Here is a 25183-nt window from a genome sequence, read left to right as displayed (position 1 = left end):
AGAAGTTAAAACAGGCGGATTTATCCCCTGTTTTAACAACCTTCAGAATCCACGCGGATTTATCCCGTGGAGTGTCAATAGGGATTAGCGGGTATTATGATGCTTCTCTGGAGAAGTATAAACTAGGGTATTTCTCTCAAGCTAAACTATTTAATCTGCTAGAGGTATGGACGAACCACAAGACCGAAAATGATCAAACTACTCCTAACTCTAGAAAGCAATCAGTCTGGAAAACAGTCGATAATATGTTGATGAAATTATAGCGGTTTTCATTAACATAGAATACAACTATTTCTGCAATTTATTAAACTTTAGGTACATATAGAATTTTTACTGTAGTCTACCTTTGTGAAAACCGCTATAAGTAAGAATCAATTCTTACCAAGCTAATCAGGGTAAATAGTAAAGGAGCTATCAAAATATTATTCTCCTATTGACATAATCCCGGCATCAAATCAGAGATTATGATGCGGGATTCTCATCATTGATGATTCTACGTTCATAGAGACAACTTAGATTGGTATGGGTTGCTATCACGCGCTCCAGAGGTCCGACTCTCCCCTAGCTTTTGGGTCTCCCCCTGGTTCCGAGTACCGAGAGGTACTGTTAACTATTGCTCCTAACATTTCTAAACCTTTAGCTAAAATGTTTCTTGCTGCATTGTAGTCTCTATCGGCAATATAACCACAGTGCGAACACTTGTGAGTTCTTAGTGATAAGGATTTTTTGACTGTTTGACCACAAGACGAACAATTCTGGGTGGCGAAATGTGGAGGGACTGCTATACAAACAATTCCGTGCAACCTAGCATAATACTCTAGCCATTCCGTGAACTGATACCAACTTGCATCAGATATTGATTTGGCCAAGTGATGATTTTTCAATATGTTAGCAATCTTTAAATCTTCATACACTACCAAGAAGTAATCCACTTCTTGAAAGCTTTAGCTTGGGGTTTTCGGGAGCGTAATACGTAAGATTATCACTATAACCAGCAAAGATGACTTCCTGGCTGCTGTGAATGAATCAATGAAGCGTGAAGGTTGGAGACTAATTAAGCAACCATCTTATCGACAATCAAGGAAAGACTCTGAGGACGTTCTGGTTTACACAGAATGAATTAAAGAGAAATAGACTGGAGGAACTTCTAACTGTATAACGTGAGAAGTTCTTTTATCCTTAGAGTCAATTTGCAATATTGCAAAACCTGTTTTTTGAGAGAATCCTAGGCTCTAAATAAGAGTAAAATCAGCTTAGAGCTACATATTTGCCTTATTTTAGACATTTTTGCTCTTTTTTCACTCATTTCCTTGAAATATCGCTACAATAAGATCATCCTCATCCAAAATTTTCTAAAACTAAAAATAAGTTTTTACAAACTTATGAAAGAACAAAAAAAACACGACCTCAGCAGCCGTGTCCAAAAACAAATAAGGTTAAAATAATATGTATAGTTTAAACGAAAATCCTCAAGAACGCAATAGTCATTTTCCTAATAATTATAGTTATGGTTACTATAGTAATACATCTAGTGTAGAATTATCAACTATTTACTCTACATCTAGCCCTAACCAGAAATATAAGTGGGAAAAATTTTCTAAGTTAGAAGAGAATTGTCAAATATGCAATGACACTCACAAAAGATGTTCCACTAATGGCAGCTTAGTCATCTGTGGTCAAGACTGGCAAGTACCGAATTGGAAGAACCTCTTGGGTTAAAATTTAAACTTAACTTAAAAAGTTAAGATTAGGAATTACTCCCTAACTTGCCAATTTTTATTGATTATTCGATTAACTAATATATACATAATACATGACCTCATCTGACTTGTCAAGGTTCAAAATAATTAGTGGATTTTTTTTGTGGCCAGAGTCCACTGCTCTTTATCTGTACAAAATAGCCTAAGTAAAATGGTTTTGCTTAATAATCCCATGGCCAAAACAACTAGATTCTTGACTTACTGGTTTCTAACTGATATTATCTAATGAATAAAGCTTAATCGAAGCTCTGAAACCTATATACACGGGGTTATAGCTCAGTTGGTAGAGCACCTCAATGGCATTGAGGGGGCCAGCGGTTCGAGTCCGCTTAACTCCATATTGATAGAGACTAAACTCTCTCCTTTTGTAGGTACTAAATCCAGTATCATTTCAGTATCGTAAAATGACGAAACGAAACACTCAAAAGGTAAAGAAGGAGAAGATAGGTCGTGTCCATATTGAGAAATATAAAGGTAAATACCGAACTTATCGTAAATAATAATTTTCTACCACTAGATTATGAAAATTGTGGTGTATTTTTCTGATGGTAATTTCATCAGTATTGAGAGTCTATTAGCAAGTGTGTTAACGAAGTTAGAAGTGAGATAGGGGAGCTGTCGGATTGCCGACATATAGAAATCAGAAGTTGTTTTTTTAACGAGGTTACGCGACCCAATTATTTTGATAGATGTTTGGTATAAATTCTTAGAAGTTAGGAGTCAGGAGTCAGAATCTAACAATTAGAAAGCATGGGTTTTAACTATTCCTTGTTAATATTTTTTATCTGTTTTTTGTATATTGAAAGCTATTAAGTATTTTTTGATCGCCAATGTCAGGCTTAATTTTTCATCTGACATACATCAAAAATCAAGTTTTTCCATGATTTACAGCCTTAAAAATCGCTTTGATTAACTCATGTTTGAGAGAGAATTATAGACATATTTAAGGAGATTTGTTGTTAATACTTGTTAATAAATATTATCGGCATTATGAGGTAGTATTTAAAGGTATAAAAACTCCAAACTAAAAGTTAAATATTTAAGAGATTGTTTGTAAAGGAAATATAAAAAGGAGATAGGGAACAGGGAACAGGGAACAGGGAACAGGGAACAGGGAATAGGGAATAGGGAATAGGGAATAAGGAGGAAGAAATCAAGACAAATATTTGTCGCTTAAAAATCTAGGAATATATGTACTGAATACTTCTCTACCTACCAAATTTCAATCTCTTGAAGTATTACCGCTTTTAGATTTTAGTCACTCGCATGTTCTCTTAATACTTATTTTACAAACAGTCTCTAACTGATAGTAGTTCTGATATTAATGAAATACAGTATTTTTTCTATTCCCTGTTTCCTCTATTAGTGCCCATTCCCTTGTCTCAGTCGTTGACCAGGGGTCGCACCGCTGCTCCTTAAAATCTAAATTTTATCTATCTCACCAATTTGATAAATTCTATATCAGAAAAAATTACATTCTTTCTGATTTTATTGATAATTATGTTGTTTGGCATAAACATTGAGATATTTTATGATATAATTAGCAATAATTGCCTAAAAGCAGTGCTTTGGAAAACTGTGGTTAGATGGAAAAAGATCATAACTATTATGAAGTTCTAGGAGTATCAAAAGATGCTTCAGCAGAACAGATTAAAAAAGCCTATCATAGCCTAGCACGTCAGTATCACCCTGACGTCAATTCAGAGGATACAAATGCAGCAGAAAAATTTAAAGAAATTAATTCAGTGTATGAGATTCTTTCTGACCCATTGAAGCGATCGCAATATGACCAAACCTTAGGGGAAGCACAAGAATTATATAAGCGTGGAGTTGCTAGAAGTCAGTTTGGAGATTATCAAGGTGCAATATTAGATTATACAAAGGCACTGGAAATTAATCCTGATTGGGCAGAAGTTTTGTATCATAGAGGATTTGCTAGTTATAAATTGCAAGATTATCGGAATGCCGATATTGATTATACTAAGGCATTATTTTTAGACCCATACTTAGTAGAAGTTTACTATTATCGGGGTTTATGTCGGATGAAATTAAGGTATATTCAAGCTGGTATGGAAGACTATACTAAAGCATTAGAAATAAATCCGAATTTTGCTCATATTTATTATCAGCGTGGTTTGGTTTATCTAGAATTACAAGAACATCGTCTGGCAAGATTGGATTTCAGAAAAGCTGCCCAACTTTTTGCAGAGCAAGGAGATAGAGCTAATTCTCAAATATCCCTAGAAGCTATTAAAAGTTTAAAGGATTTTTCCTGGGCAGAAATACGAGAAATATTTCAGAGAACTTTTCAGGATAGTTGGATTGCAGTAAAGACTTTTTTGCCTAATCCAATAGGAGGATTATTACCAGCTTTTGAGCAATTGGAACAAAAAAGAGCGCTGCATGTAGGAATTTTATTAGGAGTAATATTTGAAGTTTGCTTTGTAATAGGAATTAGTCTGATTTTACAACGATTAGATGAAGGTAATCATACAGGTTTTTTATTGTTAATAATTATCGGTATTATTCCCTTTGTGAATATCGCAGTTACAAGTGGTTTTGCTAGACTAATATTTAAAACTAATGGTAGTTTAACAGGAGATTTGTTTATCGCAGGTGTCTCACTATTACCTCTAGGTTTACTACTGTTTGTCAGTGGAGTTTTAAATAATTGGGTAATTAGTTTTATTGTAGCTATTTTTGCTCTTTGTTATACGATTTTAATTATGTATAGTGGTTGTCATAAAATTTCCAATATTTCTGAAGAAAAATCTGCCCTAACAGTACCTATTATGTTATTAGTAAGTGGGTTGCCATTTGGTTTAATTAACTAGATAAATATTTTTATAGGAGGGTTAATTAGATGTTATATAATACCTATTTGATAAAATATTCCTACATTCACAAACGAGAGAACGTTTAATACCAAATCTCAAAAACTTTTCTAAATTTTATTTAGTGAGAGAGTAGGGAAGTAGGGGAGTATAGGAGCAGTTAAATCCTGGTAATAATATGAACTAACTGGTTGATAATCGTATTTAAATTTACTGAATTCGACTAATTACTTAATCATTGAAGTTTTGCATAAGTATAGCATTATTTTTTGTAATTGGTATAATAGAGAATAGTCAAAGAAAAGGATATGAAAATAAAGTAAAAAAGATTTTAATTGTAAATAAGTAGGTAGGCGTTAAAATTTCTTGTTATATGAAGGCAGAAGGCAGAGGGCAGAGCTTTTAGAGCTACTTTACTTTTTGTTACATAGTTAGTTTTTTTCGTGCCTACCTACTTATTCAGCTATCTCGCAGTCAGTTTTTAGCTGTTTCATAAATAATGAATATACACTCTTGCTTGTTAAAATCAGTTTTTTTCAATACTTTCTAATTATTCTTAAATTTATCAATTGCTTTTTAATAGACATCTCCAGAAAAGAAGGAACAGGGAATAGGGAACAGGGAGAAATAATTGATAATAAAAGGATAATAATTGATTTTATTTTTGATTTTTGGAGAGGTCTAAAAGCTGATTTATAAAGTAAATATTAAGAGGCTGAATTCGTTTTGGTATTAGGTGTAAAGAGGAACGCAAATATCTTAATTAATAGTTTTCCAGACAATTTTACCGAAAAATTTTGGTTTAAAGCCTCCCCTTTTAAGGGGATAATAAATAAAAATTTTCATGATTAGTCAATCCTCTTCTTTTCAAGGAGAGGTAATTATTAATTATTCATTATTAATTATTGAATGTAACTATCTTTTTGAATTTTCTATAAAGCAGTAGCTAAATTTTTAAAGATTCTGTGAAGACAAATACTTTGTGTATATGGAAATAGATTATAAATTATATTTATTTATTAATTGAACGTATTTCCGTTATTACACGGTTTTTATATATTAAGTAGATTCTATAATTCTGTGAGTTAATTTGTAATACTTGAGAATCTAGATATTAAATCTTAAGTCTTGAAAATCTTGTCTATAGGTGTTTTGGGTGATTGTATCCCGACTCAAATCTAACAATTTTTAGTGACTGATTTATACATATTAATATTAAATAAACTAATATATTATCCCACATTCCGCACTTCAACTTGTTACAATACAATTTGAAGTGCGGAATGTGGGTTAGTAGACTTAGGAATAAGTCCTCTCGATCCAAGTAATGGTGCTATTAATTTGTATTGGAGGGGAATTTTTCCAAAAGATGCAATAAAGCCGAGAAATTCTTATGTTATAGCTTTAGAATATGCGGATAATTCACCCTTTTGTTGGAATGGGAAAATTGGTGAAGATGTTGAAATGGTTATCAAGGAAGATGCTTCTTCCTGTCCGACAGGTTTCAGTCAGGTTAAAGACGATGGTGAACTTAAAGCTTGGATACGCCCTCAAGAACCTGCTATACCGGGGTTAACAAGATTATTTGTAGACCCAGATTTTATTCCTGGTATACAACCAGAAGAGCGTAATACTTCTGAGTTTCCTTATATTCTTTTGGATGGCAAACCAAATTCCCAAACGGAGTATTGTATGAGAGTTGAGGAAAAAAATCGACAGGTTGAAGTTGAACTTTTCTTTTTAAAAGACGATAAATGGGAATTATTAGGTGAAACTCTAGTAGTAGAAGCATCACAGTGGAAATACGTTATTGTTCAGAAAGAAACTAGAAAAACTGATTATTTATATGGAATTGAGGAGAATTTAACTTTTGAGTCTATTAATCTTATATTAAGAAGAGATCAAAAAAAGCAACCTACTAAAATAGATGCTATTGCACTTACCCAAGAGAAAATTTTTGATCGTAACTCTGTGTCTGAACCTAAACAACCTGCATATCTTCCTTGAAACTAGAAATATAATAGATGAAAATTTCTAGTTGTGAGGCAAGGGTTGGATCTATGGTTTCTCCTAAGAGATGGTTGTCTATTCTCAGTGTTAATAGTCTGATGTTATTTAATGTCAGTTTTCCTGTATTAATGTTGCCCAATATTGTCAATGGGGGAGAAGTTATTGCTCAGAGAGACAAGAGTGCTGAGGCAGAGAGATTATATAAACAGAGATATAAACTATATAACCAAGGTACAGCAGAATCTCGGAGGCAAGCTATAGCTAAATGGGAAGAGGTACTATTACTATTTAGAAAAACGGGCAACCTGAAAAGAGAAGCAAATACACTCGCTTGGATCGGTTTTCTCTACGATAGCTTAGGAGAAAAACAAAAAGCTCTCACTTTCTACAATCAAGCATTACCTTTACTTCAGCAAGTAGGGCATAAAAGAATGGAAGGTAGCACTCTCAATAGTATTGGCGGTGTCTACGCTGTTTTAGGAGAAAACCAAAAAGCACTCAATTTCCACAATCAAGCTTTACTTCTATCTCAGCAAGTAGGGGATAAAGTTGGGGAAGCTACCTCTCTCAATAATATTGGTTCTGTCTACTGGGACTTAGGAGAAAACCAAAAAGCACTCACTTTCTACAATCAAGCTTTACTTCTAGATCGGCAAGTAGGGGATAAAGGAGGGGAAGCTAGTACTCTCAATAATATTGGCCTTGTCTACGATAGCTTAGGAGAAAAACAGAAAGCACTCAATTACTTAAATCAATCTTTACCTCTACTTCAGCAAGTAGGGGATAAAGGTAAGGAAGCAGTCACTCTCACAGGTATTGGCCATGTCTACAGTGACTTAGGAGAAAAACAACTTGCACTCAATTACTTCAATCAAGCATTACCTCTACTTCAGCAAGTAGGGGATAAAGGTGGGGAAGCAGTCACTCTCAATAGTATTGGCGGTGTCTACGCTGTTTTAGGAGAAAACCAAAAAGCACTGACTTTCTACAATCAAGCTTTACCTCTATTTCAGCAAGTAGGGTATAAAGGAAGGGAAGCAGTCACTCTCAATAATATTGGTGGTGTCTACGATCGCTTAGGAGAAAAACAAAAAGCACTGACTTTCTACAATCAAGCTTTACCTATACTTCGGCAAGTAGGGGATAAACAAGTGGAAGCTACCACTCTTAATAATATTGGCAAAGTATATAGTGACTTAGGAGAAAAACAAAAAGCACTGAGTTTCTACAATCAAGCTTTACCTCTAAGACGGCAAGTAGGCAATAAAAGTCTGGAAGCAGTCACTCTCAATAGTATTGGCGGTGTCTACAGCGACTTAGGAGAAAAACAAAAAGCACTGACTTTCTACAATCAAGCTTTACCTCTATTTCAGCAAGTAGGGGATAAAGGAAAGGAAGCTAGTACACTCAATCATATTGGCGTTGTCTACAGTGACTTAGGAGAAAAACAAAAAGCACTGAGTTTCTACAATCAAGCTTTACCTTTAAGACGGGAAGTAGGGGATAAAGAAGGGGAAGCTACCACTCTCAATAATATTGGCGCTGTCTACGATAACTTAGGAGAAAAACAAAAGGCACTCAATTACTTCAATCAAGCATTACCTCTAAGACCGCAAGGAGGGGAAGCTACTACACTCTATAGTATTGGCAAAGTATATAGTGACTTAGGAGAAAAACAACTTGCACTCAATTACTTCAATCAAGCTTTACCTCTACTTCAGCAAGTAGGGGATAAAAGAATGGAAGCTACCACTCTCAATAATCTTGGCAAAGTATATAGTGACTTAGGAGAAATACAAAAGGGTCTCAATTACTACAATCAAGCATTACCTCTACTTCAGCAAGTAGGGAATAAAGGAGATGAAGCTACGACTCTCAATAATATTGGCGTTGTCTACAGTGACCTAGGAGAAAAACAAAAAGCACTAACTTTCTACAATCAAGCTTTACTTCTAGCTCGGCAAGTAGGGAATAAAGGAGATGAAGCTACCACTCTCAATAATATTGGCGCTGTCTACGATAACTTAGGAGAAAAACAACTTGCACTCAATTACTTAAATCAAGCTTTACCTCTATTTCACCAAGTAGGGGATAAAGGAGGGGAAGCTACTACTCTCCATAATATTGGCCTTGTCTACGAAAGCTTAGGAAAAAAACAAAAAGCACTGACTTTCTACAATCAAGCATTACCTAAGCTTCAGCAAGTAGGGGATAAAAGAATGGAAGCTACCACTCTCAATAATATTGGCCTTGTCTACGATAGCTTAGGAGAAAAACAAAAAGCACTGACTTTCTACAATCAAGCTTTACCTCTAAAACGGCAAGTAGGGGATAAAGGAGGGGAAGCACTCAGTCTTTATAGTATTGCTTGGCTCAAAGCTAGCCAAGGCAACCTCACTGAAAGCCTAAAATTCATAGAAAAATCCATAAAAATAATCGAAGACCTCCGTACCAAAATAGTTGCTCAAGACCTGCGAACATCCTACTTTGCCACAGTTCAAGATTACTATCAATTCTACATCGACCTCCTAATGCAACTCCACAAACAAAACCCAGACGAAGGTAATGATAGAAAAGCATTAAGTGTCAGCGAACGCAGTCGCGCCAGAAGCTTATTAGACATCCTAGCAGAATCAGGAGCAGACATCAAAACCGGAGTAGCCCCCCAACTTCTCGCCCAAGAAAAACAACTTCTACAAAAACTCAACACCTTAGATCAAGCACGACAACTCAATACCCCTGGATATAACCCCGACGAACTCAAACAACAAATTGAAACTCTAACCAACCAACTCCAAGAATTAGAAGTAAAAATCAAACAAAATAGCCCTCGTTACGCCAGCCTCAAATATCCAGAACCCCTCACTGCCTCAGAAATTCAACAACAAGTCATCGACAAAGACACTATACTTTTACAATATTCTCTGGGAAGAGAAGCTAGTTATTTATGGTTAGTAACTCCCACAGAAATTAGCAGTTATGAACTACCAAAAAAATCTGAAATAGAAACATTAGCCAGACAATTTAGAGAAGAAATAATCTCCCTTTCCCCAGTGCCAGAAACGGGAAATAAATTAAGTGAAATATTATTATCGCCTGTAGCCAATAAATTAGGAAATAAACGATTAATTATTGTCGGGGATGGGATATTACAAGCAATTCCATTTGCAGCATTACCTTTGACCTCTCCCCCAACCCCTCTCCTGCAAGGAGAGGGGGGAAAGAATCGAAATAATAGAGAGGGGAAAAATTCTACTTCCCTCCTTGTAGGGGGGAATGAGGGGGGTCAAAATTATCAACCCTTAATTGTCAACCATGAAATAGTCACTTTACCCTCATCTTCCAGTATTTCTATTCTCAGAGAACAAGTCAAAGGCAGAACCCCCGCTCCCAAAAAAGTAGCCGTTATTGCCGACCCAGTATTTGCAGATAACGACCCCAGGTTTCAAACAGCTTCTCAACCAAAAAAAGAAACAGAAACTAATAATATAACCGCAATGGCATTAACCCGTTCTCTAGAAGATTTTCTCGGTTCATCATTCAATCGTCTAGAAGGAACTCGTCAAGAAGCCGAAGCAATATTAGCATTAGTTCCCGACAATTTAGAACAACTATCATTAGACTTCGATGCCAATCGAAAAACAGCAATAAATCCCGATTTATCCCAATATCAAATAGTACATTTAGCCACCCACGGCTTATTAAATGAAAGTCAACCAGAATTATCAGGATTAGTGCTTTCCTTGTATGACGAAACAGGCAAAGAAACACCAGGATTTTTACAATTAAACGATATATTTAACTTAGAAATGCCAGCCGAATTAGTAGTATTAAGTGCTTGTGAAACAGGAATAGGAGAAGAAATTCGAGGAGAAGGATTAGTAAGTTTAACCAGAGGATTTATGTATGCGGGAGCCAAACGAGTAGTAGTAAGTTTATGGAGCGTTGAAGATAATTCGACATCTAAATTAATGCAAAATTATTATCGGAAAATGTTAGAAAAAGGGAAAAATCCTGTAGAGTCAATGAGGGAATCTCAGTTAGAAATGTTAAGTTCAGAAGAGCGGAAAGCACCCTATTATTGGGCACCATTTGTTGTGCAGGGAGAGTGGAAATGAAGTCAGAAGTTTGAAGTCAGAAGTCAGAAGTAATAAATAGACATATCCAAAAATAAAATATGAAATCAATTCAAGATATGAAATAAACAGTTTCATTCACTATTCCCTATTAGTTAATTGAGCAACAAAGTATTATATAGAATCCGGTTATACAGTATATGTTCATAATTCTATCTAGACTTCAATATTCAATCTCCCCATCTCCCCATCTCTCCATCTCGCCCAAATATATAATAAGTATTGAACCGGATTTTATATTACAGTATTTTTCAGCTTATATAAACCCACATTCCGCACGTCAAGTTGTAACATTAAAAGTAGTATAAAAAAAACTGTAGGTTGGTAGATATTTATACTATATAGATCCTGCATTTGACCTTTCTGAGGAGTCAGACGAGGGGGAACATATTAAGCATAAATACTTAATTACTTACTCCTCTTGACCACTATAATTATCTCCTGTCTCCTGTCTCCTGTCTCCTGTCTCCTATTTTTGATACTACATTTTGTCGTGCGGAATGTAAGTATAAACATAGCATGATTTGTAGGGAGATTCTATAAAATTCCCTACAAATTCTCTCTTAATTATTAAGCTACTTCTTCTTTTATCTCTTCCTTCTGACTCCTGACTTCTTCTTTAATCACACTTAACTTTTTATTCTCAGCTAAATATTCAGCTAACTGGGCTTCAATTTTTTCTTTGACAATATGACGATACTCATAAAAATGTTCGATATGAGCGCAGGTACTAATATAAGCTGTCAAGACACTAGGATTATGTTTTCTAATGCTCCACAAATGATGCCAAAATTTCCAACGAGTTTTTCGCTTTATTCCCTGTCGCCAACAAAGAGTCAATAATGCTCGTAATTCTATCCAACTTGGTATTTTTGCAGCACCTTTAGCAGTGGGAGCGCCCATCATTATAAAATGTCGATAATTTCGATCTAAAAACTTTTCATAGTCATACAACTGCCAAAATGCTTCTACATATTCTCTGGCAATATCTTCTATTGGCCTGGTGGGGATAAAATTTGTCAAGGTTACTTGATTGATGTTAGCACCTTTATCTAAAAGACGACCTTCCTTTTTCAGACGATGCCAAAGTGCAGTATTTGGTAAGACTTGCAACATACTAAACATAGCAGTAGGAATAGTAGTCTCTTCCACAAATTTAACGATGCGATCGCCTGCTCCTGGTTTTTCTCCATCAAAACCGATAATAAACCCTGCCATTACTCTTATACCAGACTTAATAATTTTCTCTACCGCTTCATTAAGAGGGTTACGATTATTTTGATATTTATGGGTTAACTCTAAACTATCTTCATCAGGAGTTTCTATTCCCAAAAATACCGCTCTAAGATTGCAGTCTACCATTAATTGCATTAACTCTGGGTCTTCTGCTAAGTTAACAGAAGCTTCTGTAGTCAGTTTAAATGGAGATTGATGTTCTGCTTGCCAAACTTTTAATTCTTTGAGCAACAATTTAACATTACGCTTATTGCCAATAAAGTTGTCATCAACCATAAATAGAGAACCACGCCATCCTAAGTCGTATAAGCAATCTAACTCTGCTAATAATTGTGCTGGCGTTTTAGTGCGAGGTTTACGACCATACAGAACAATAATATCGCAAAATTCACATTGAAACGGACAACCACGGGAAAACTGAACCGACATAGATTCATAATATTGCATTTCCAATAAATCGAATCTGGGAATAGGAGTTGTTGTCACATCAGGTTTATTCCCATCTGCACGGAAAATACCTTTAGTTTCGCCACGCTGAATAGCATCGATAAACATAGGCAAAGTAATTTCCCCTTCGTCCAGAATTAGAAAATCTACACCACTGTCCAATTGTTCTTGGGGTAATGCTGTTGGATATGGACCACCACAGGCCACTAATTTATTGCGTCGTTTTGCCTCTCGAATTTGGTCATGTAAATCTTCTTTTTGGACAATCATTGCCGAGAGTATGACTAAATCTGCCCATTCCCATTCTGCTTCTGTTACTGTTCTGATGTTTCTATCGACTAACTTAAATTCCCATTCCTGGGGTAAGATAGCTGCTACTGTTACTAAACCTAACGGAGGTAGCATTACTTTGCGATTTATCAGTTCCAAAATTTTTTCAAAAGACCAGAAAGATTGGGGAAATAAGGGATAAATTAATAAAACTCGCATTTAAAGATTAGCTCCTCACATTAAGGTCAAGTCTGTTTTTTTTGATGGGTTAAGCTTAACGTAATTAGCTCAGTTTAACCAATAAATAAAAAAGTAATTATTTCTTCTTGGTTATCAAATCTAAACAGTTAAGATTTCCCTTTTGAATATAATATATTTTGACATTATTATCTTTTTTGAGGGTGCGAAAATCTTAAGTAATAGTTAAATTTTAATAACTTGGACTGCAATTATTTTTCATAAATACAATAATTATTAATTACTCAACTATCTCGGGCAAAAAAAATATGGATATTGATAAATTTTTTTCTACATCCAGTGAACCAGTTTTATATATTTTTAATCAACAAGGGCTGGGATACTATATTCCCTTATATCAGCGAAAATATAGTTGGGATACTGAAAATATTGAACAATTGATGGATGATATTTGTTCTGGAGTATCTGACCTATTTGAAGATGATAAGTCTATTCATTTTATGGGAACAATGATTCTAGTGGAAGAACATGATAAAATTAATAATATTAAGCCACAAGAACCTCGCGCACTTCCTACTCGTATAGATAATATTATTGATGGGCAACAACGAATCTAAACTATTGCTTTATTGGCTTGTTGCTTATACCAAAATATTTACACAATTAAAAATGAACTAAAATCTGAAGACTCGGATTCAGAAGATTTATTTAAAGAAATACAAGAAGCTGTTGATGATTTTTTAGGGAATCTCCTAGAACTTTTTTCGTTTGATATGAAGAAAGGTACACCAAACTATAAACCAATCATCATTAGAGGTTCACTAGATAGTTGGACTATACAAGGGGAACTAGCTGAACATTATAAATCTGATATTTCATCTTATTTAGCTAATTTTATTAAAACAATTGATGAAATTTCTCATTCTCAGGATCAAGATATCAAATTTCCCATTCCTGTAAAAAAATCTTTGATTGACAACAATATCAAGTCTATTAAACTGTACTTAGACCAAGTAAAAAATTCTTTTGAAGAGAATGATATAAATTATCCTTCTGCTTGGGAAATTTTTCATAAACTAGATACATCATTATTGTCAGAATTATGGAATTATGAATATTCTCAGTTATTTGAAACAGTAAAACAATATAAAAATATTCAACCTTTAAATTTAGATCAAAATCAAAAAAATATTTGTTCTTTAGTACAACTTTTTACATTTTCTAGTTATTTGCTTAAACGATGCTGTTTAACTGTGATTAAACCTGTATCACAACTCCGAGCATTTGATATGTTCCAATCTTTAAATGCGACAGGAACTCCTTTAACAGCTATTGAAACATTTAAGCCTCTGGTTGTTAATATAGCTGATTCTAAAACTCAAGGCTTTAAAAATTCTAACTTGGATAAAAATTTTACAAAAATAGAAAACTTAATGGAAAGACTACGGAGTGCTTCTAGTAAGAATAAAAGGACGAATGAGTACCTAACTTTATTTTCTTTCACTTATGAAGGAAAAAGTTTATTGAAGCAATTTAGCACTCAAAGAAATTGGCTGATTGAAAAATTTGACAAAGATTGTTCTTCAAATCAAGGTGAACAATCTCTACTAAAAGATAAAGAAAAATTTATTGAACAAATGGGCGATATAGCTGAATATTGCCAAGAAATTTTATATTCTCAGGAGAATTTAAAAAAGATTTTACCTAAATTAAATTTATTAGATGAACCGAAGAGAAAACTTGCATCTTTCTGCTTACTTTATCTGAAAGATGCTAGTCATAAAATGTCGCATACAATTTTAAGTCGTTTCTATTCCTTGATTATTCCTACTCAAAATGATTCTGAATCTTTAGAAGAAGAAAATCAAATACAAGCTCAAGAAAATTTTGCTATTTCATGCAAAATCGTAGCAGCATTTTTTACTTTGTGGCGTTCTGCATTACCAACTACAGGATTAGATAATGTCTATCGAAAGTTACTCCAAGAAAAAATGTCGTGGAAAAAAGGTAACTCTGAAATGACAATAGAAAATTTAAAACGTCATTTCAAAAATGCTCTTGAAACTCAAGAAATAGGTACGAAAGAAAAATGGATAAATAAAGCTATAAATTATTTAAGATACGATAATGTTCAAAAAGTGTGTCGCTTTGTTCTGTTTGTAACATCGCACGATACTATTCCTGACCCAGAACATCCTGGTTTAATGAAGGTAGGTAAACCTAAATCATCTTTTCCTTATTTAGAACCTAGTCAATGGTTATCTAAGGATTTAAAAAGTATTGAACACATAGCGCCTCAAAAGCCAGAGTTACAAACGGAAGATAATTGGGACGAAAATTTATACACAAATGATGATTATGAGCAAATTGGTAATTTAACTCTACTTCCTACTAAAATCAATAGTTCTGCTGGTAATAAAAAATGGATTGAAAAATGGATTTATTATTGTCATTTAGCTGAAAAAGATGCGGATAAATTAGATGAGTTAAAAGAACTAGCAGAACAAAATCAAGTTAATCTGAATGATTCTACTATTAAATTATTAACTGAAGCCTCTTGTTTTGATCATATCAAGCCAATTATTGAGATTGGAGAAAAAGGAAAATGGGATAAAAATTTTGTTGAAGAGAGAACAAAGCGTATATGTGATATTCTTTGGAAACTAATGTATGAAGAATGGTTATCTTAACAGATAAAGAGCATTGAATTTCTATCCATACTTTTTCTGCTTAAACTGATAAAGCAAATAAAAAAATACAGGTCATAGAAAAGGATATTTAATTATTATGTCGCCGACTGGAGGATAAACTAGCAATATTAATGTTGGATTAAACCCTCAACTCTGGAACTAGATAGGTAAAATATTTGATTGATCTGGAGGTTTGAAATTACTGATAACTGATAACTGATTTAGACTCCCCTGAAATATTATCCGGTGAAGATGTTTTGCCTGGGTTTATATTAGATTTGACAACAATTTGGTGATTAACTCTATGGAAATAGAACAATAAAACTCAACTAGGTAAAATATTTGATTGATCTGGAGGTTTGAAATTACTGATAACTGATAACTGATAACTGATTTAGACTCCCCTAAAATATGATCTGCTGAAGATGTTTTGCCTGGATTTAATTAGATTTGAAAACAATTTGGTAGCTATAGTAATCAGGAATGAGATGTGAGAAAAACTGTAGGGGTTTGGTTTCCAAATCCCATTATGTTGACTAGGGTTTGGAGACCAAACCCCTACGATAAAATCTTATAATCTATTTAGGATTACTATATATTCATTTTATGAAGCTCCAAAAAATTGTTACCAAAATCAGCTTGCACTTCCCATATAATTTTTATATACTAATTTATATAAAGGTTAACTTGCCTATAAGCATGACTTTTTATTCAACTAAAGAGCATCTTTATCTCAGAGACTGATAACTGAAATGACTAATATTCAAGGTACGGTAGGTATTGACTTTCTCAGTGGCACTCCCGATAGTGATATTATCCCTGCTCTGGAAAGTAAAGATATTGCCCAAGGTTTCGGAGGTAATGACCAAATTTTCGGCAACCAGGGAGCCGATGTCCTCCAAGGTAATCAAGGGGATGATATTATTTTTGGTGGACAAGATGCCGATACAATTTTTGGCGGGCAAGGAAATGACTTGATTTCTGGAGATTTGGGAGCAGACTGGTTAATTGGCGACTTGGGTAGAGATACAATGACTGGGGGTGAGGGAGAAGATATATTTGCCATTGGTAGACGTGGAGACTTATCATCTACTGGTGGGATAAATTTGACAGATGCAGATGTGATTACTGATTTTGGGAATGGTGGCGATCGCCTCATCCTAACTGGAGGGTTACAATTTAATGAGTTGAATATTTTGCCTTCTGAGGGTAATACTATTATTCAAGATAGAGTAACGGGAGAATATTTGGCAGTTTTGTCAGGAGTGACAAATCTTGAGGAGTCGAATTTTAGTTCTTTGTTGGGTGGGGTGGAGTTAGGTCAAATGTTACCTATTTCAGCACAGGCAAGTTTTTCCGGTCAAGTTGTTAATTTGGAGGTGGCGCGAACTCCATTTGAGCAGGCAGTAGGTTTGATGTTTCGGACTGAGTTGCCGGATGATCGGGGTATGTTATTTTCTATTGACCCTCCTCGCACTGTGAATTTTTGGATGAGAAATGTATTTATTAATTTGGATATGGTTTTTCTGAGGAATGGGCAAGTACAGGCAATTTTTTCTAATTTACCTCCTTGTGAAACTGAACCTTGCCCTACTTATGGACCAGGTACACCTGTTGATGGGGTGATTGAGTTGAGGGGTGGTAGAGCTATTGAGTTGGGTTTAAGGGTTGGCGATCGCCTAGATATAGTTGAACTCAGAAGTTAGAACTCAGAAGTTAGAAGTTAGAAGTTAAATTCTTTTTGTGACTATATTTGAGAATGTCCGTGCTAGTAATGGCGACTGCTATATTCAGTCTCTTTTTTCAGGGGTAGAAAAATAATTTTTGATTTAGCTTTTGTCACTACTACACATAATTTTTAGTTGAACAAAAAGTCATGCGCATAGGCAAGTAAACCATTATAAATTTATTCTATCACAAAATTTAGTTGATTTTTACAGTATTTTCTACTGAAATTTTTGGAGCTTCAAAAATGAACAATTTTGTCATTTGAGGATTTGAGAAGTATGAAAATCTCCTCATAGTAGTGGCGATCGCTATAGATATTCAGTCTCTTTTTTCGTAGGAAAATACTTTTTGATTTAACTTTTGTCACTACTACACATAATTTTTAGTTGAATAAAAAGTCATGCGCATAGGCGAGTTAACCCTTATAAATTTATTCTATCACAAAATTTAGTTAATTTTCCTGGTATTTTCCACTGAAATTTTTGAGCTTCATAAAATGAACATTCTACTCACTTTAACTTGAAAATGTCTTAACAGTAATAGCAACTACCATATTCAGCCTATTTTTTACCTGAAAAATACTTTTATCCCGTACTCCCGTACTCCCGTACTCCCGTACTCCCTACTCCCTACTCCCTACTCCCTACTCTCTACTCCCTTATGAAAAATATTTCTAGTTCTCAAAATATCAGCAAAAGTAGGACAATAACTCGGCAGTTCAAAAGTTGCTGGATTAATAGGATTTTGATATGTAAAATGGCGATATTCTAAACAGAATCTATCCCAAGCTGCAACCTTAATTTGGAATACTGAAATTATTACCTCTATCAACCAAGGAGCCAAATTAAAACGAAAAAATATTCGCTTCTTCAGATATGCACAAATTTCTTCAACAGCCTGATTTACTGTAACTTTTGGATTTCCTAAAATTAATTTTTGTAATTCTTTTGACTGGGGTGGGTTTTCAACTAAATAACTAACTACTTGAGAAATATCAGCACCATGAATAAAATGGAAACTACCATCAGTCTTTAACCATCGGATTAAACCAATATGTTTAATTATTTCTGGCAAACCAGCAGAGAGATGAGAATATGGTTTTTCTTCATCTCCTCCTAAAACCAAGGTAGGAAAAAGACAAGTTAGAGGAGGTATATTCTCTAGTCGAGATAACTGATACATACAGTCATACTTAGAACGAATATAGTCAGTACCAATCTCTCCAGCTTTTCTAAGTAATCTATTATTTCGGTCAAGAATACTAGCAGTAGAAAAATAGATGATATTTTCACATACTTCGGGATTGAGTAATTTTATTAACTTAATAGTTTTAATCACATTAATATCAAATACTTCCTGCAAATTTCCCCAAGCAGTAGCAGCTAAAATTGCTATATTAATTTCTTGGAGTAAGGGGGAAAACTGCTCAATTTCTCTCAAGTTTGCGTTTAAAAGATTAACACCAGGACGAGCTTTATAGTCAATTTTTAATTTATCCGGGTTCCTAACTAATAAGTAAAGTTCGTGGTTAGTATTTTGAATTAGGGATTCGACAATATAGTGACCAATACATCCACTACCACCTGTGATAAAAATCCGTTTATGATTCATAGAAATCAGTTATTGGTATTAGTTATTAGTTATTAGCAAAATTTGTAGTGGACTAACACACCTTAAATGGTGCATTAGAAAAAATGGTTAAACCTTTTACAAATATTATTCAAAAGTTTTCGCCTGGAAAAAATTTGTGTTATATATTATTATATAGCCTCAAAAATTTTCCATCATGCGGACTGCCTATCAATACAAACTTAGACCCAATAAAGACCAAATTGCGACGATGGAGTTGTGGTTAGAATTGTTGCGTCGGCAGTACAACTATAGGTTGGGTGAGCGTTTTTCATGGTGGTCAGAAAATCGCTGTCCGGTTAATGCTTGCCCGTTAATAATGCCAATTCCTCAACTAAGAGATAATCCAGACTATTATTATCAGAAAAAGGATTTGGTCAATACCAAAGATAAATTTCCTGAATATAAGTTAATTCATTCTCAAGTATTGCAAGATGGCATTAAACGGGTAAAACTAGCTTTTGATAGGTGGTTCAAAGCAGATAAAAACGGGAAAAAATTAGGCAAACCCAGGTTTAAAGGAAAAGGGCGCTATCACAGTTTTACTTATCCTCAAATCAAACAGGACTGCATTTTCAATCAAAGAATTAATCTGCCCAAAATTGGTAATGTAAAGTTGATTCAACATCGGCCATTACCCGATGGTTTTCAAATTAAAACTGTCACAATCAGCCGTAAAGCGGATGGTTATTATGTAACTTTATCTTTGGAAGATAAATCAGTTCCCTCATTAAATTCCCAAGTTAAACCTACATCAGAAAATACTCTAGGAATTGACTTGGGGTTAAAATATTTTTTGGTAACAAGTGAAGGAGAATCGGTCCCAATTCCTCAATATTATCGGAAATCTCAGCAGCGATTAAAGACGCTACAAAAACGTTTATCCCGCAAGAAAAAAGGTAGTAAAAGATGGTTAAAAGCCGTCAAGGCTGTGGGTAAACAACATAAAAAGGTAGCCGATAAGCGAAAAGATTTTCATTTTAAAACAGCTAATGAATTGTTATTAAAGGCTGATATTATTGCCCATGAAAACTTAAATATTAAAGGGTTAACTAAAACTCAATTGAGTAAATCAATTAATGATGCGGGATGGGGACAATTCTTAACTATTTTAACTGTCAAAGCTGAGAATGCTGGACAGAAAACAATAGGGGTAAACCCCAGAAATACCAGCCAAAATTGCTCAAATTGTGGTGAAAAAGTCCCTAAAGAATTATCCCAAAGAATTCATTCTTGTCCTCACTGCGGTATAGTAATAGACCGCGATCTCAACGCTGCAATCAATATAAAAAACAGGGCGGTAGGGCATTCCGTCCTTAAAGTTCGTGGAGTCCGACGCAATGGCGGGACTGTGAAGCGAGAAGCCCACGCCATACCTTAAGGTTGGCGTGGGAGTATGTCACAAACCCACTCCTAAAAAAATTAATCCAAATCTCAAATATGCTTTAATTTAACTTAAGCAGTTACTGCTAGTAAATTACTTACCTCTTTGGCAGTTTTAAAGAAATACTCTACATTTTCTTCAGGAGTCTTTTGCAAAACACCATGTCCTAAATTTAATATATGACCTCGGTTGCCAGCTTTGCGAATAGTTTCCAAAATGCGAGATTTGATAAACTCTTTAGAGCCAAAAAGTACGCCGGGGTCTATATTTCCCTGTATGCCAATATTCTGACCAAGGCGTTGTCTAGCTTCACCAATATCTACAGTCCAGTCTACACTTACTATATCAACACCAGTCTGGGGCATTCTCTCCAATAATCCAGCACTGCCATTAATATATAGAATGAAAGGTGTATTAGGATGAGTCTTCTTAACCTGCTGCACTACCAATTTTTGATAAGGCAAAGCAAAAGTTTCATAATCTTGAGGACTAAGTTGACCTGCCCAAGAATCAAACATTTGGATAACTTGTGCCCCACTATTTATTTGATAACGAGCATAAACAGCGATCGCTTCTGCCAACTTCCCTAGAAACTGATGCAACATTTCTGGCTCACAAAAAGCCATTTTTTTGATATTTGTATAATCTTTACAACTCTTACCTTCTATAGCATAAGCAGCTAAAGTCCAAGGTGCCCCAACAAAACCTAAAACTGCTGCTTCATTCTTAACTTCTCTTCTGAGAACTTGTAAAATTTCCCTAATAAAAGGTAGAGACTCTTCTGGTTCGATGGGGTAAAGTTGGTCAATTTGAGATTGAGTACGAATAGGCGGATCGATAATTGGTCCTTTACTTTCCACAATATCAAAATCAATCCCTATTGCTGGAAGTGGAGTTAAGATATCTGAGAATAAAATTACTCCATCAGGTTTAAAAGCGTGGAAAGGTTGCAGAGAAATTTCCACAGCAATATCTACATTTTCAGAACGCTCGCGAAATGAGGGGTATTTATCTCGTAAATCTCGATAAGCTTTCATATAGCGACCTGCTTGTCTCATCATCCATACAGGAGGACGGTCTAATAACTCACCCTGAGTTGCTCGTAATAAATAGGGTATTTGGCTTGATTCGGCCATCTTTATTTTACCTTCTACTTCTCAAATTTTTCATTCTATCAACAGGACAATTATCTTGGCCTGATCTGTAAGTTTACAAGGACGTGACACTTGTGCAAATAGTCGATTTGGGATTGTAACGAAAGTTTACCTAAAATGAAGATACCATTTCATGGAAGTCAAAAGGCAAAAGTTAAAAGGCAAAAGTTAAAAGTAAGATTTTATCGACTCAAAATAAGGAGTAGGAAGTAGTAATTCATTCTTTTTGGCAAGCACTATAATTTACTTTGGCATCTGAAAGTTTTTAATATATTCTTTGAATAAGGAAGGTAGTCTAAATAAGGTATTGTTAGTTTTTATTTGATTTAATAAGTATCGTCTTTTCAGGGATTGTAATCCATTGATAATATCTATAGATGATAATGAGCAGGATATTTTTAAATCTTCTATTGAAACATTTTCGTCGCATTTACTTATTTTTAAAACTATTTGTTTTTCTACATCAGACATTCTCTGGTATAAGGTATCGAAAATGAGTTTCATTTCTTCTGTAATAATTAAATTCCCTTCAGCTATGAACTGAGATACTAAGTCTTGAAAAATATCTTTGATTAAAGTGCTTATATATTGTAAATATAATGGATTCCCCAGATACATATTGTTTAAGTTTAACCAATATTCTCTATCTTGGAGTTTATATTCTTGGATTATTTCTAGTCCGGCTGAATTATCTAAGCCTTCTAATTCTAGAGATTTAATCGGATATAGTTCTCGGTCTAAGGCAGTCATTTCCTGAGCTTTTTCTTGACTAATTAATATTAAACAACTTTGATGCTCAGTTTGAGCGATCGCTTGGAAGAGGTTTTGATATTCTGTGTGTTGAGTTTGATATTGTCCGGCAAATTTTCCACTGATAAATATATTTTGTACATCGTCAAGAATAATTAAACATTTTTGTCTAGATAATAATTCAAAAAAATGGGTGAATTGTTCGTCTGAGATGAGAAGATTTTCATTTTCGATACTGATTTTTTTTAACAGGTCTGTCATTAGATAATTTAGAGATTTCACAAGTTTTAAATTTCTCCAAATTACTACATCGAACTTTTGAATATTCAGGTCAATAAATCTTTTTACGAGAGTAGTTTTGCCAATACCACTTAATCCTAATACTGACATTAGACGAGTTTTTTGAGGTAAAATATAGTCAGATAAAATTTCTAGTTCTTGAGTACGTCCGTAAAAGTAAGTATGATTAATTGTAGGGGCAATACTTAAATCCTGATAAGTTGTTTTAGCAGTATCTTCGATTTGAGAATCTTGAGGATATTTTTGATATTGATATAGAGTTTGTGACCCGAAGTTAAAATTACAATTACTTCTATTAGTTCTATAGATAGATGAAATAGAAGATTTTTCTTGTATGTGTAATCTTTCAATAGTAGAGCGAAAATTAGACTTATAAATATCTTCTCCTAAACTTTCGGAAAAAGTTTTCCATAACTGATAACCCACATCTCGAATTCGACTTTCACTACGATTACATTCTTCTGCAATATTCTCATAAGTTTTACCTTGCCAAACACCTTTAATAACAGTTTCTTGAATATCATCTAAATGTTTTCCTCTATGAGTAAAAACTAGGCGATCGGCAAATTGTAAAACTTCCGTAATAGTCATTTAGTGTAGTCCTGATAATAGTTTCAACCATTTTAGCTCATCTTCACAGGACGTTTCACGATATTTTCCTATATTCACTTGATTTTTATTTACAAAAATCGCGATTTAATCAGGCAATTTACTATAGTCAAAACTACATTTAACTCTTACACTATATCTCAGGGTATGATTAGAAATATTCTGACTTAATATTATGAGTAGTTAATATTTTTAGTCTATCTCAACTAAGTTGTACGGCTTGAAAAAAGCTTACTACTAAATGCGCTAGTACAAGAATAACTTTGAAGTCAAATTAAGGGTGAATGATAATTTACCAAAATCTTATCCAGAACCACAAGAAGTAGAACCATCAGTTCTAAAAATTAGAGGAAAAACCTTAATCTATAAGAATACTATTTATCAAATTAGCAACATTACTAGTATTAGTTTGATTGAAGTTAAAAAAACTAAAAAAAGAAGTAGAAGCTTTTCGATTTTACGACTTATTGGTTTTGTATTACTTATTTCTATAGGTATTATATTACTTCAGTCTCCAAACACAAACTTCCAAATATTTGGCTTATTACTGATAATAGTTGATATTTTGCTATTGTGTCATTATCGACCTAATATAACTTCTCAACAGTATGGTCTAGTTATTGAAGGAAATTCTGGCTATAAAAACACTATAGTTAGCTCAAATAAACTATTGATTCAAAAGATAATTGTTGAATTATGGTTTGTTATGAATTCTGGATCGGAGAAATTAAAACCCTCAACCTTTAACTTTAATGATTATTCTATAAATGGAAATATTGTAGGAACCAATATTAATTCTCCTATCCTATCTAACAATACTTCTCAGGGAGGTATAAATGTAGATGTAGATGTAGAGTTAGCAGATTTATTACTATAATTCCTTCAATTTTCTAGTTAACAGGTATCGGATTGTTTTTAAAGTAATAAATTTTTATAATTAAGTAAGGTTCACATATGAAAGAAAACTCTATCAGCATTGGCTCAAATGAAAATTCCCCTCTAACTGTAGGTAATGAAGTTCAGGGCGATATTAGTATTAATGTTACTTCTTCAATCAATAAATTACCAGATTCTTCTGAACCAAATAAACCAGGAATTAAAGAATCTTTGACTCAACTTCAAAAAGCAATTGAAGCAGAATCAAATTTGAGTCAAGAGGATAAAGAAGAAGCTTTAAAGAAATTACAAAGTCTGGCAGAAGTAGGAAAAAATCCCCAGGGAAACCAACAAAAAGCAAAAGAAGTAATTAGATTTATTAAAGGCTTATTTACAGAGTTACCTAAGACAGCAAAATTAATAGAGCAGTGGGAAAAATTATTACCAGCGATCGCTAGTTTCTTTGGATTTGAAAATTAGGATATATGAGCAAATATTCAGATAACAAAAAGACAAGTAAATTTGCGATGAATTAAAACTTATCCCCCGACTTTGATACATCAGAAAATTCCGAGAAAAAATTTACCATCTGTAGGTTTGGTTGACAAAGGAAACCCAACAAAAATATGGGTGTACCTCAATATTTTTTCCCCTTCCTTTTACTATATCTGTTGGGTTGCGCTGTCGCTTAACCCAACCTACGATATTCTCGACGAATTATCAATTATCCATGATTAATTATCAATTATCCATGTTACCTAAGACAGCAAAATTAATCGAGCAGTAGAAAAAATTATTACCAGCGATCGCTGGTTTCTTTGGATTTGAAAATTAGGATATATGAGCAAATATTCAAAGGAAAAAAATCATCACCCACCTCCAGAAGCTTCAGCAAATGAAACGACTCTTGCTCTCTAGGTAATACAAAGAGGAAAATTTCATCACCCACCTCCGGGAGCTTTCGCAAATGAAATGACTATTACTCTCCACGCAATAGAGAGGAAAATTTCATCACCCACCTCCGGGAGCTTTAGCAAATGAAATGACTATTGCTCTCCACGCAATAGAGAGGAAAATTTCATCATCCATCTCCGGGAGCTTTAGCAAATGAAATGACTATTACTCTCTAGGTAATAAAAGGAAAAAAAATCATCACCCACCTCCGAGAGCTT

At 34.1% G+C, this 25183-nt stretch carries 16 protein-coding genes and 1 tRNA gene; 12 read left to right on the top strand and 5 right to left on the bottom strand.

The genetic code is table 11. The features are described from left to right. The coding region (locus tag ACP6PM_RS15780; RefSeq protein WP_426586198.1) for a hypothetical protein at positions 1-263 on the top strand (263 nt) is incomplete at its 5' end. Positions 264-533: 270 nt separating this feature from the next. On the opposite strand, the gene ACP6PM_RS15775 is transcribed toward ACP6PM_RS15780, so the two are convergent. Beyond that, positions 534-932 (bottom strand): RNA-guided endonuclease InsQ/TnpB family protein, encoded by a 399-nt coding sequence (locus tag ACP6PM_RS15775; protein WP_426586196.1) that lies wholly within the window; start codon positions 930-932, stop codon positions 534-536. A gap of 514 nt (positions 933-1446) precedes the next feature. Between ACP6PM_RS15775 and ACP6PM_RS15770 the strand changes: the two genes are divergently transcribed. From ACP6PM_RS15770 to ACP6PM_RS15750, 5 genes are all read left to right on the top strand, one after another. Continuing rightward, a complete protein-coding gene (locus ACP6PM_RS15770) occupies positions 1447-1719 on the top strand; it encodes a hypothetical protein (protein ID WP_426586194.1) in 273 nt (90 codons plus the stop codon). A gap of 306 nt (positions 1720-2025) precedes the next feature. Further along, positions 2026-2098 (top strand) — tRNA-Ala (locus tag ACP6PM_RS15765). A 1248-nt stretch (positions 2099-3346) separates the two neighbouring features. Then, positions 3347-4594 (top strand): DnaJ domain-containing protein, encoded by a 1248-nt coding sequence (locus ACP6PM_RS15760; RefSeq protein ID WP_426586192.1) that lies wholly within the window; start codon positions 3347-3349, stop codon positions 4592-4594. Positions 4595-5935: 1341 nt separating this feature from the next. Next, the gene (locus ACP6PM_RS15755) at positions 5936-6601 is read left to right on the top strand and encodes a hypothetical protein (protein WP_426586190.1); all 666 of its coding nucleotides are present in this window, start codon (positions 5936-5938) and stop codon (positions 6599-6601) included. A 17-nt stretch (positions 6602-6618) separates the two neighbouring features. Then, positions 6619-10722, top strand: coding sequence for a CHAT domain-containing tetratricopeptide repeat protein (locus ACP6PM_RS15750; protein WP_426586188.1), 4104 nt, complete (start codon positions 6619-6621; stop codon positions 10720-10722). A 588-nt stretch (positions 10723-11310) separates the two neighbouring features. On the opposite strand, the gene ACP6PM_RS15745 is transcribed toward ACP6PM_RS15750, so the two are convergent. Then, positions 11311-12912: a B12-binding domain-containing radical SAM protein gene (locus ACP6PM_RS15745; RefSeq protein WP_426586186.1), complete on the bottom strand. Its 1602-nt coding sequence runs from the start codon at positions 12910-12912 to the stop codon at positions 11311-11313. Between the two features lie 287 nt (positions 12913-13199). On the opposite strand from ACP6PM_RS15745, the gene ACP6PM_RS15740 reads away from it, so the two are divergent. From ACP6PM_RS15740 to ACP6PM_RS15730, 3 genes are all read left to right on the top strand, one after another. Next, positions 13200-13508 (top strand): DUF262 domain-containing protein, encoded by a 309-nt coding sequence (locus ACP6PM_RS15740; RefSeq protein WP_426586184.1) that lies wholly within the window; start codon positions 13200-13202, stop codon positions 13506-13508. A 12-nt stretch (positions 13509-13520) separates the two neighbouring features. Then, positions 13521-15581: an HNH endonuclease family protein gene (locus ACP6PM_RS15735; RefSeq protein WP_426586182.1), complete on the top strand. Its 2061-nt coding sequence runs from the start codon at positions 13521-13523 to the stop codon at positions 15579-15581. 752 nt (positions 15582-16333) lie between these two features. After that, the gene (locus tag ACP6PM_RS15730) at positions 16334-17287 is read left to right on the top strand and encodes a DUF192 domain-containing protein (RefSeq protein WP_426586179.1); all 954 of its coding nucleotides are present in this window, start codon (positions 16334-16336) and stop codon (positions 17285-17287) included. 658 nt (positions 17288-17945) lie between these two features. Here ACP6PM_RS15730 and ACP6PM_RS15725 read toward each other — a convergent pair. Further along, positions 17946-18920 (bottom strand): NAD-dependent epimerase/dehydratase family protein, encoded by a 975-nt coding sequence (locus ACP6PM_RS15725; protein WP_426586177.1) that lies wholly within the window; start codon positions 18918-18920, stop codon positions 17946-17948. 175 nt (positions 18921-19095) lie between these two features. On the opposite strand from ACP6PM_RS15725, the gene ACP6PM_RS15720 reads away from it, so the two are divergent. Next, positions 19096-20319: an RNA-guided endonuclease InsQ/TnpB family protein gene (locus ACP6PM_RS15720; protein WP_426586175.1), complete on the top strand. Its 1224-nt coding sequence runs from the start codon at positions 19096-19098 to the stop codon at positions 20317-20319. Between the two features lie 74 nt (positions 20320-20393). On the opposite strand, the gene hemE is transcribed toward ACP6PM_RS15720, so the two are convergent. Beyond that, positions 20394-21458, bottom strand: coding sequence for a uroporphyrinogen decarboxylase (gene hemE, locus ACP6PM_RS15715; protein WP_426586173.1), 1065 nt, complete (start codon positions 21456-21458; stop codon positions 20394-20396). A gap of 261 nt (positions 21459-21719) precedes the next feature. Further along, on the bottom strand, positions 21720-23117 hold the full coding sequence (locus ACP6PM_RS15710; protein ID WP_426586171.1) for a helix-turn-helix domain-containing protein: 1398 nt from the start codon (positions 23115-23117) through the stop codon (positions 21720-21722). Between the two features lie 298 nt (positions 23118-23415). Here ACP6PM_RS15710 and ACP6PM_RS15705 point away from each other — a divergent pair, with 298 nt between their 5' ends. Together ACP6PM_RS15705 and ACP6PM_RS15700 are read left to right on the top strand one after the other, a co-directional pair. Continuing rightward, positions 23416-24012: a DUF6232 family protein gene (locus ACP6PM_RS15705; protein WP_426586169.1), complete on the top strand. Its 597-nt coding sequence runs from the start codon at positions 23416-23418 to the stop codon at positions 24010-24012. A 77-nt stretch (positions 24013-24089) separates the two neighbouring features. Then, positions 24090-24491 carry a hypothetical protein gene (locus tag ACP6PM_RS15700; protein WP_426586167.1) on the top strand — a complete coding sequence of 134 codons (402 nt, stop codon included), beginning with the start codon at positions 24090-24092 and terminating at the stop codon, positions 24489-24491. Positions 24492-25183: the final 692 nt, after the last annotated feature.

Origin of the sequence: Dapis brunnea BLCC-M229 (genome assembly GCF_050015995.1) — a bacterium.
In the GTDB taxonomy this organism is placed as follows: domain Bacteria; phylum Cyanobacteriota; class Cyanobacteriia; order Cyanobacteriales; family Microcoleaceae; genus Trichodesmium.
Note: the sequence above shows the minus strand (reverse complement) of the source record. Positions and strands in the feature narration are given on the sequence as shown.